This window comes from Actinomadura sp. GC306, assembly GCF_004348665.1.
In the GTDB taxonomy this organism is placed as follows: Bacteria; Actinomycetota; Actinomycetes; order Streptosporangiales; family Streptosporangiaceae; genus Spirillospora.
Genome location: NZ_SMKM01000003.1, coordinates 66,353 through 74,753 on the forward strand (window position 1 = coordinate 66,353; position 8,401 = coordinate 74,753).

The 8,401-nt window shown below is 69.1% G+C and carries 9 protein-coding genes and 1 tRNA gene; 3 read left to right on the forward strand and 7 right to left on the reverse strand.

The window, feature by feature from the left end; all coding sequences use genetic code 11:
* The first annotated feature begins 28 nt into the window (after positions 1–28).
* The 3 genes from E1200_RS01120 to E1200_RS01130 all read left to right on the forward strand — a co-directional run bounded on the left by E1200_RS01120 (position 29) and on the right by E1200_RS01130 (position 2,388).
* Complete coding sequence (locus tag E1200_RS01120) at positions 29–1,180, forward strand: thiolase family protein (protein WP_131949851.1); 1,152 nt, start codon at positions 29–31, stop codon at positions 1,178–1,180.
* Positions 1,181–1,291: 111 nt separating this feature from the next.
* Positions 1,292–1,900 carry a TetR/AcrR family transcriptional regulator gene (locus tag E1200_RS01125; protein ID WP_131949852.1) on the forward strand — a complete coding sequence of 203 codons (609 nt, stop codon included), beginning with the start codon at positions 1,292–1,294 and terminating at the stop codon, positions 1,898–1,900.
* Positions 1,897–2,388: a hypothetical protein gene (locus tag E1200_RS01130; RefSeq protein ID WP_131949853.1), complete on the forward strand. Its 492-nt coding sequence runs from the start codon at positions 1,897–1,899 to the stop codon at positions 2,386–2,388. Before E1200_RS01125 ends, E1200_RS01130 begins: the two co-directional genes overlap by 4 nt.
* 52 nt (positions 2,389–2,440) lie before the next feature.
* Here E1200_RS01130 and E1200_RS01135 read toward each other — a convergent pair whose 3' ends face one another.
* From E1200_RS01135 to E1200_RS01170, 7 genes are all read right to left on the reverse strand, one after another.
* Positions 2,441–2,629 carry a ferredoxin gene (locus tag E1200_RS01135; RefSeq protein ID WP_131949854.1) on the reverse strand — a complete coding sequence of 63 codons (189 nt, stop codon included), beginning with the start codon at positions 2,627–2,629 and terminating at the stop codon, positions 2,441–2,443.
* The gene (locus tag E1200_RS01140) at positions 2,626–3,897 is read right to left on the reverse strand and encodes a cytochrome P450 (RefSeq protein ID WP_207933016.1); all 1,272 of its coding nucleotides are present in this window, start codon (positions 3,895–3,897) and stop codon (positions 2,626–2,628) included. The genes E1200_RS01135 and E1200_RS01140 overlap by 4 nt, the downstream gene beginning before the upstream one ends.
* An 81-nt stretch (positions 3,898–3,978) precedes the next feature.
* Positions 3,979–4,734 (reverse strand): 3-oxoacyl-ACP reductase FabG, encoded by a 756-nt coding sequence (gene fabG, locus E1200_RS01145; RefSeq protein WP_131949856.1) that lies wholly within the window; start codon positions 4,732–4,734, stop codon positions 3,979–3,981.
* A 275-nt stretch (positions 4,735–5,009) separates the two neighbouring features.
* Positions 5,010–6,671 carry an OB-fold domain-containing protein gene (locus E1200_RS01150; RefSeq protein ID WP_131949857.1) on the reverse strand — a complete coding sequence of 554 codons (1,662 nt, stop codon included), beginning with the start codon at positions 6,669–6,671 and terminating at the stop codon, positions 5,010–5,012.
* Positions 6,672–6,684: 13 nt separating this feature from the next.
* Complete coding sequence (locus tag E1200_RS34270) at positions 6,685–6,924, reverse strand: hypothetical protein (RefSeq protein WP_207933018.1); 240 nt, start codon at positions 6,922–6,924, stop codon at positions 6,685–6,687.
* Between the two features lie 535 nt (positions 6,925–7,459).
* Positions 7,460–7,804, reverse strand: coding sequence for a ferredoxin (locus tag E1200_RS35125; RefSeq protein ID WP_279483387.1), 345 nt, complete (start codon positions 7,802–7,804; stop codon positions 7,460–7,462).
* Between the two features lie 371 nt (positions 7,805–8,175).
* Positions 8,176–8,249 (reverse strand) — tRNA-Pro (locus E1200_RS01170).
* Positions 8,250–8,401 lie beyond the last annotated feature (152 nt).

The window sequence follows — 8,401 nt, forward strand, 5'->3', positions numbered from 1 at the left end:
TTCATGATCCTGGAAGAGGAGACCGCCGATGCCCGAAGCCGTGATCGTTTCCGCCCTGCGCACCCCGATCGGCACTGCCTTCAAGGGGACGCTGCGCGACACCACCGCTTATGACTTGGCCGACCACATCGTCAGGGCCGCGGCGGACGGCCTTCCCGCCGACCTGGTCGACGACGTGATTCTGGGCGAGGGTCTCTACGGCGGCGGCGTGGTGGCCCGGCACGCGGCCTTGACCGCGGGTTTGTCCCATGTCGCCGGCCTTGCCCAGAACCGGCACTGCGCAGCCGGCCAGGCCGCCGTCCAGGGCGCCGCCGCGAGCGTCCGGGCGGGCATGGACCGGTTGGTCATCGCCGGAGGAGTGCAGGCGTCCTCCACCGCGCCCCGTTCGCGCCTGCGGGTGGAAGGAGAGTGGACCGACTGGTTCCCGCCCACGCATCCGGACAGTCCCGGCGCCCCCAACATGGACATGTCCATCACCGTGGGCTGGAATGCGGCGGTCAAGGCGGGGGTGAGCCGCGAGGCGATGGACGGCTGGGCGCTGCGTTCGCACCGCAACGCGATCCGCGCCATCGACGAGGGCCGCTTCCGCGAGGAGATCGTCCCGATCGAGACCCCGTACGGGCTCTTCGAGGTGGACGAGCATCCGCGCCGCGACACCAGCATGGAGAAGCTGGCCGCGCTCAAGCCCCTGCACCCGGAGATCGAGGGCTTCAGCATCACCGCCGGCAACGCCTGCGGAGGCAACGATGCCGCGGCCGCGGTCGTCGTCGCCGCCGACCGGCTGGCCGAGCGGGAGGGCCTGCCCGCCCTGGCGATCGTGCGGTCGTGGGCGTCGGTGGGCGTCGACCCGGCCGAAACCGGGCTGGCCCCGGTGAAGGCGATCCCGAAGGCGCTGGAGCGTGCGGGCGTCCAACTCGGTGATGTCGACCTGTTCGAGATCAACGAGGCGTTCGCCGCGATGTGCGTGGCCACCGTGGAACTGCTGGGCATCGACCCCGGCAAGGTGAACGTGAACGGCAGCGGCTGCTCGCTCGGTCACCCCGTCGCCGCGACCGGCGCCCGGATGCTGGTGACCCTCGTGCACGAGATGCGCCGCCGCGGCGGGGGCATCGGTGTCGCCGCAATGTGCGCGGGCGGCGGGATGGGCTCCGCGACGGTCATCGAGGTCCCGGCACCGTGATCCTCCGAAGGTTGCCGCGGATGCGCATCCACAGTTCCAGTTCTATGTGACCCTTGTCACAGTCGCGCTGAAAACCTACCGTACGTTAAGCAGGTTTTGGGATGAGGTCACGTGACTGATCAACGGCCCTATGCCACCCTTCTGGCGAAGGGGGAGGAGCGCAGGCAGCGCATTCTGACCGCCGCCCAACGGCTGCTGCGACTGCACGGCTTCCGCGGCATCACGCTCGCGCAGATCGCCCGGGACGCGGGGGTCAGTTCGGCGGGGCTGCTGCACCATTTCGAGTCCAAGGAAGCGCTCCTGCACGCCGCGCTCGACGTCCGCGACGAGCGCGACGAGGCCCGGCTCAATCGCCCCGGCGGCCCGATCCAGCACCTGAACAGCCTCACCGACCGTTTCCACCAGACGCCCGATCTGGTGGGCATGTTCGCCGTCCTGCTGATGGAGAACCTCGACCCGGGCGCTCCGCTGCACGAGCGGTTCCTCAGCCGATACCGGACCGCGGTCGACACCCTCGCCGAGGACATCCGCGCCGGCCAGCGGGCCGGCCGCTACCGCCTCGACCTGGACCCGGCCATCAAGGCGACGGAGATCGTCGCCTTCCTCAATGGGATAGAGACATCATGGCTGCTCGACCCTTCGATCCCGCTGGACGAGGTGTTCCAGGAGTACACCGCATCGCTCTCCCGGCAGTTCGCTCCGCCCCCCGGCGACGGATGAAGCCCCGGCTGGTCGTTGTCACCAGCAGCCCGGCGGAGGTGGTGCGCTGCGCCGGGGGGTGGCTGTTCGACCGTGCCATGGCCGGCTGGGAGGTCCTCGTGCTCACCGCCGGCGGCGGCGACACCCGGCCGCTGCGAATCCTCGGCACGTGCGCGATCGATCTGGAGACCGCGCTGGCCCTGCCCATCCGCGGCCCGAGGCCGCACGCCATCGCCGTCGGCGCGGACCTGTTCTCCGCCCACGGGCAGGTGCAGGACAGGGTCCTCCGGGCCCTGGAAGAGGGGAAGGCCGAGGTCAGGTTCTGGGGCGACCCGTGGCCGGAGGAGCTGGATCCCGGGGTCTCACCGCCGGTGGCGCACCGGCTCAGTGTCGCCGCGCGCGCTTTCAAGACGGAGGCGCTGGGAGCGGCGGCCTGCCCGACCGAGATCTGCGAGGCCACCGAGATGTTCCGGTTGACCGTGTCGGCCCGCTCACTAGGGAAGGCGTGATCGGGACCTCCCGGGGCCGGGTCTTCTCCGGGAGGTCCCCGATCCGTTGCGGTCAGTCCGCGGCGATGGCCCTTTCCGGGCACTGGGTGATCGCGGTGCGGACGGCGTCCTCGAATTCGGCCGGAACCTCAGGGGTCAGCACGACGGTATAGCCATCGTCGTTCAGGGCGAACACCTCCGGGCACAGGGTGCAGCAGATCCCGTGCCCTCGGCAGCGGTCCTCGTCGATGGTGGCTTTCACAGGGTGAACTCCAGGTTCAGGTGGGTCAGGCCCCGCAGGATGTAGGTCGGCAGGTAGCTGTAGCGGCGGGCGTCCGCCGGTCCGTGCGCCCGCTCGGAGATCCGGATGTCGGTGGTGCGGTGGAGCAGCCCCTCGATCGCCACCCGGGCCTCGGCGCGGGCCAGCGGCGCGCCCGGGCAGGTGTGCGGCCCGCGCCCGAACGCGATGTGGTGCCGCGCGTTCTTGCGGGCGGCGTCGAAGACCGCCGGGTTCTCGAAGTGCCGCGGGTCGCGGTTGGCGGCGGCGTTCAGCAGCATCACCGTGGTGCCGGCCGGGATCTGCACCCCGCCCACCTCGGTGGTCTTCTTGGCCAGCCGGAAGTCGCCCTTGATCGGGCTCTCGGAGCGGAGGGTCTCCTCGATGAAGCCCGGGATGCGGTCGGGCTCGGCGCGCAGCAGCGCCTGCAGCTCCGCGTCCTCGCCGATCAGCTTGAACGCGCTGCCGAGCAGCCGGACCGTTGTCTCCTGGCCCGCGGCGAACACGTTGGCGGCGACCCGTACCACGTCGCCGACCTCGGGCAGCGAGCCGTCCGGGAAGGCGGCGGCGGCCAGGCCGGTCAGGACGTCGTCACGGGGTTCGCGGCGGCGGTCCTCGATGTAGGTGGTGAACCGGCCGTACAGAAACTCCAGCGGGGAGTGCGCCATCTCCTTCTCGGTACCGCCGATGCCGCCGCCCGCCTGCCTGCCGGCCCGGATCTCCTCGGCGAACTCCTTCCGGTCCTCCTCGGGCATTCCCAGCAGGTCGGCGATGACCAGGACGGTGAAGGGGTTGGCGAACCCGTTGATGACCTCGCCCTCGGCGCCGTCCAGGAACTCCTCCAGGAGGCCGTCGGCGAGTTGCCACATCAGCTCTTCGTTCTCCTTCAGCCGGCGCGGGGTGATCAGCCGCATCGTCAGCGAGCGGTGCGCGGTGTGCAGCGGCGGGTCCATCGTCGGGATCTGGTCGCTGAACGGCAGCTTGTCGCGGTGCTCCTCGATCAGGTCGCTGACGTCGTCGCCCTCCAGCGGGACGGGAAAGCCGGGGAACGGGCCGGTCACCGACACGCACGAGGAGAAGGCGTCCACGTCGTTGTAGATCTGGACCGACTCGTCGTAGCCGGTGATCATGAGCACGCCGTGATGCGGTTCCCGCTGGACGGGGCATCGCCGGCGCAGGGCCTCGTAATACGGATAGGGGTCCTCGACGGCCTCGTCGCCGCGGAAGAAGTCGAGCGTCTCGAAGTCCTTCACCGGGCAGCCTCCTTTGATCATCTGATCAGAACGTGGTGGTAGCGTCGATCTCAGACGCAAGATCAAGGCTTCTGGCGCGCTTCAGGTGTTACGGCCGCCGTTGACGGCGAGGACCTGGCCGGTGATGTAGCCGGCCTCGTCCGAGACCAGGAACGCGCAGGCCGCCGCGATGTCCTCGGGCCGCCCCGCGCGCCGCACCGGGGTGAGTTCGGCGTGGTGGTCGATGGAGCCGCCGAGCAGGCCCTTTCGCTCGGATCTGCGCAGCATCGGGGTGTCGACGAAGCCCGGCGGGATCGTGTTCACCGTGATGCCGTCCGGCCCGAACTCCAGTGCCAGGGACTTGGTCAAGCCGACCAGCCCCGCCTTGGAGGCCACGTAGTGGGTCATGTACTGCTGCCCCGAGTGGGTGCTGGAGGAGGAGATATTGACGATCCGGCCCCAGCGGGCCTCGATCATGTCGGGCACGACCGCTTGGGTGCAGTAGAAGGGGCCGCTGAGGTTCACGGCCAGCATCTTGTTCCAGGCGTCGTCGGTGATGTGGAGGAACTTCTTGAACCCGGTCAGGCCGGCGTTGTTGACCAGCACGGCCACCGGGCCCAGCGACTCGCGGACCCGCTGGACCGCCGCGTTCACCTGGTCCCGGTCCGAGACGTCCACGCCGCCGAGCGGCTCCGCGCGGTAGCCCTTGCCGCATACCTCTGCGGCGACTTTCTCTGCGGCCTCGGCGTTGAGGTCCAAGACGGCGGTGGCGAATCCGTCTGCGGCGAGGCGGAGCGAGATGGCCCGGCCGATTCCCGAGCCGCCGCCGGTGACGATCGCGGTGCGCTGCGCGGTCATGTCAGTGTTGGTCCCTTTCAGACTGCGGGCTCGACGACCGTGTCGAAGAACGCGACCCCGACTCGGGGATCGCGGCTGATTGAAGACGTTCACCGGGTTGTCCGCCGGGCCCATACGGCGCGGTCATGTGGCCGCCCATCCGATACGTGACGCCGTCGATCGCATGTCCCGCGCGTCGCACCAGCGGCCTCCCTCATGTGATGATAACGCGCTTTCCGAAATTTGAGAATGCCATATCTGATCCTGTTAGGAGTCATTGGCGGCGCCTGTGCCCGTCACTCCGCGTTCCTGAGCAGGAGGGCACCGCTGGTCGCGAGGCCGCCTGTGCTGACGATGCCGACCTGGACGCCCGGGACCTGCCGGTCGCCGCCCTCGCCTCGCAGTTGCACGATCGCCTCGTGGATCAGGCCCATGCCGTGGGTGCGGCCATGCGACAGCTGCCCGCCATGCGTGTTCAGCGGCAGCAGTCCGTCGCGGGCGATGTTCTCGCCGCCGTCCAGGAAGTCCTTGGCCTCGCCGATCCCGCAGAAGCCGAGGCCCTCGAGCCACGACAGGCAGTTGAAGGTGAAGCCGTCGTAGAGCTCGGCCACGTCCACGTCCCGCGGGCGCAGCGAGGTACGCGACCACAGGTGTGCCGACTGCCCGAGCACCTGGGGCTCGTGGGTGAGGGTGCTCTGGTCCCACTCCAGCCGCTCGATCTGCTGCGTGCCGACCGCCTCGACGTAGACAGGGGGCTTGGCCAGGTCGCGGGCGGCGTCCTTGGCGGAGACGATCACGGCCACGGCGGCGTCACAGGGGACGTCGCAGTCGTAGAGTCCGAACGGCGACGTGATCGTCCGGGCCGTGAGGTAGTCGTCCATCGTCATCGGGGCCCGGTAGATCGCGGTGGGGTTGTCCGCGGCGTTGGCCCGCTGGTTGAGCGCGATCCAGCCCAGTGTTTCCCGTGTGGCGCCGTAGAGGTGCATGTAGCGCTGCGCGTTCTGAGCCAGCGTGTGCGCTGCGGAGACGGCCCCGAACGGCGCCATCCAGCTGGCCGTCCGGCCGCCCGGCGGCACGATCTTCCCCTGCTTGACCAGTTCGCCGTAGGTGGACTCCCAGATCGTGCGGAAGCACAGCACATGCCGAGCCAGGCCGCCGGCGACGGCGAGCATCGCGGCGATGACCGAGCCACCCGGGCCGAAGGTCTCGCCGCCGCCGTTGTACCAGGTCGGGCGCAGGCCCAGGGCGCTCTCGACGGCAGTGACGCCGCCCTCGCCGAACCCGGTGACCGGGCCTGCGCCCGGCCAGGTCGCCAGGCCGTCGATGTCGTCCATCGCCAGTCCTGCGTCGGCGACCGCCTCCTGGCATGCCTGGACCGTCAACTCCAGCGGGGGAAGCATCAGACGGCGCCCGATCCGGGACATGCCAGTACCGGTGAGTGCGACGCGGTCCTCGAATTTGTCCTTGGTGGCCATCGGCCGGACGTGCCTGTGGAACTGGTCGGGCTCGATCTCGTCCGAGGTGATCGATGCCGGTTCGGCGGGCTGAGCCGCCGCCGGGCGGAACAGCGGCAGCCACACGTCCCCGTCCGGCTGGAACATCACCTCCATGCGCATGCCCAGGTGGAGGTCGCCGGGATCGCATCCGACCGCGTTGGTGGTGAGGCGGACGCGCGGGTCCTCCTCCAAGGCCACCTGCGCGACGATGTAGGGCGCCTCGAGCCCGGGCACGCTGAAGCGGTGGTTCACCGTGAACCCGATCAGGGTGGCGTATCCGGACACCTCTCGTGGCGCCAGGACCCGTCCGCGGCAGTACCGGCAGATCGGCTGCGGTGGGTGGATCAGTGCGGTGCAGGACGCGCATTCCTGGATTCGCAGCCGCCCGCCCGCCCCCGACGTCCAGAAGAACGCGTTCTGCTCGGTCACCAGGGGCAGCGGTCGCCCTGATTCTTCGGCCACATCATCTCCTTGCTCAGCGTGCGATCTTCACTTCGGACCCCGTCTTGGTCACCGGCTCGGCCAGGCGTTGCTCCTCGATGACCCGCTGCACCTCGTCCAGGGTCTCCGCCAGCCCGGGACCGAGGCGGGGACCCGGGGCGAAGGCGGCCGGCAGCTTCCGCATGCCCTGGATGACGCCGATCGTCTGGCAGTGGACGGTGCTCGCGGGGTCGCAGCGGTAGTCGGGCATCCGGTCCAGAACCTGGACGACCATGCGCTTGAACACCGTGCGGGCCAGGTTCGACCCGATGCAGCGGTGGATGCCAAGGCCGAAGCCGAAATGCCGGTCTTTCGTCCAGCGAGGCGCGCACCACCTCGTCGATGACCGGTATCCAGCGGTTCACCGCGGCGGGGGACAGGTAAGGGTTGAGCGTCTGCCGGTAGTGCCGCTGCTTGGGCGGGTCCATCTCCAGGAAGCCGCCGCAGACGGGCGGCGGAGGCTCGGGGGCGGGGATGGTGATGCCCTTGTACCCGTGGCCGAGGCTGCCGTTCACGTCGTGCTCGTTGGACAGCAGTTCGGAGGACCGGGCGATCTCGAAGACGTGCTGCGCGCCGGCGGCGACCCAGTGTCCGCCGTACGTGTCCGACCAAGCGACCGGGCACTGTCGCTGCATCTCCTGGGTGACGGTCTCGAACTGCTCGCGGTACTCGGGGGTGTGCCGGTCGAAGTGGTATCGGTTGCTCTTGCGATCCTCGTCGTCCACGCTCACGGCGGTCCTCTCGGGGGCAGACGGTCAGAAGCCGGTAGGTCAGAAGATGCTGATCGCGCGTTCCGGACACGAGCGGACCGCCTCACGCACCTGAGCCTCCTGATCAGCCGCGACCTCCTCGCTCACGGGTGAGGAATGGCCGTCGATCTCGTCGAGCTCGAACGCCTCCGGCGCGAGCATGGCGCAGAGCGTGTGTCCCTGGCAGCGGTCCCGTCGACGTGTACCTGCATGACCTTCCTCCTGGGCACGTCTTGGGGCGGACTGGGGCGAGCGAGGTGTGCATGGCCACCCGACCTGCCAAGAATCTACTTTCCAGATTTGAGAATCATACTCTCGTGGTGGGGCATGCGGAAGGCGTCGAGGGTGGCGGACCGTGTGCGCCACGTAGCGAGGCGCCTGTCTCGGGGCGTGTCGGAGCGCTCGTCGGCGAGGTCGGGATGAATTTGGGATTCTCAGATCGGAGAATCTTTTCCAAGATTCGAGGAGGCAGGATGCGCTTGCTCATCGACGGCCGGTTGACGGAGGGGGAACGAACCTTCCCCTCGCGCAACCCGGCCACGGGGGAGGTCGTCGGCCGTGCTCCGGACGTATGAACATCCGGTGGGCCGGAGCGGGCGGATGCCGGTCTTCCTGGTCCCGTGTGAACCGGGGGAGTGCCGCGAAAGGCGGCCGAGTTCACTAACGAACGGCTAACAAACGATCAAGAGGCCGGTCCTCCGAGTGGAGGAAACGGCCTCTGAGCTGGTGTTTCTGTGTCGGGACGGCGGGATTTGAACCCACGACCCCTTGACCCCCAGTCAAGTGCGCTGCCAAACTGCGCCACGTCCCGGTGCCCGTTTGAGCGGGCCTGATTACTGTAGCGCAGTCCGCGGGGTCTTGCGTACCGACATGTGGCGGCCTGGATCTCTGGTAGGCAGACCTGATGATGTCTTTGCGGGCGGGGCTGGCCGGGGTCGTTTGCCTGGGGCTGCTGTGCGGGTG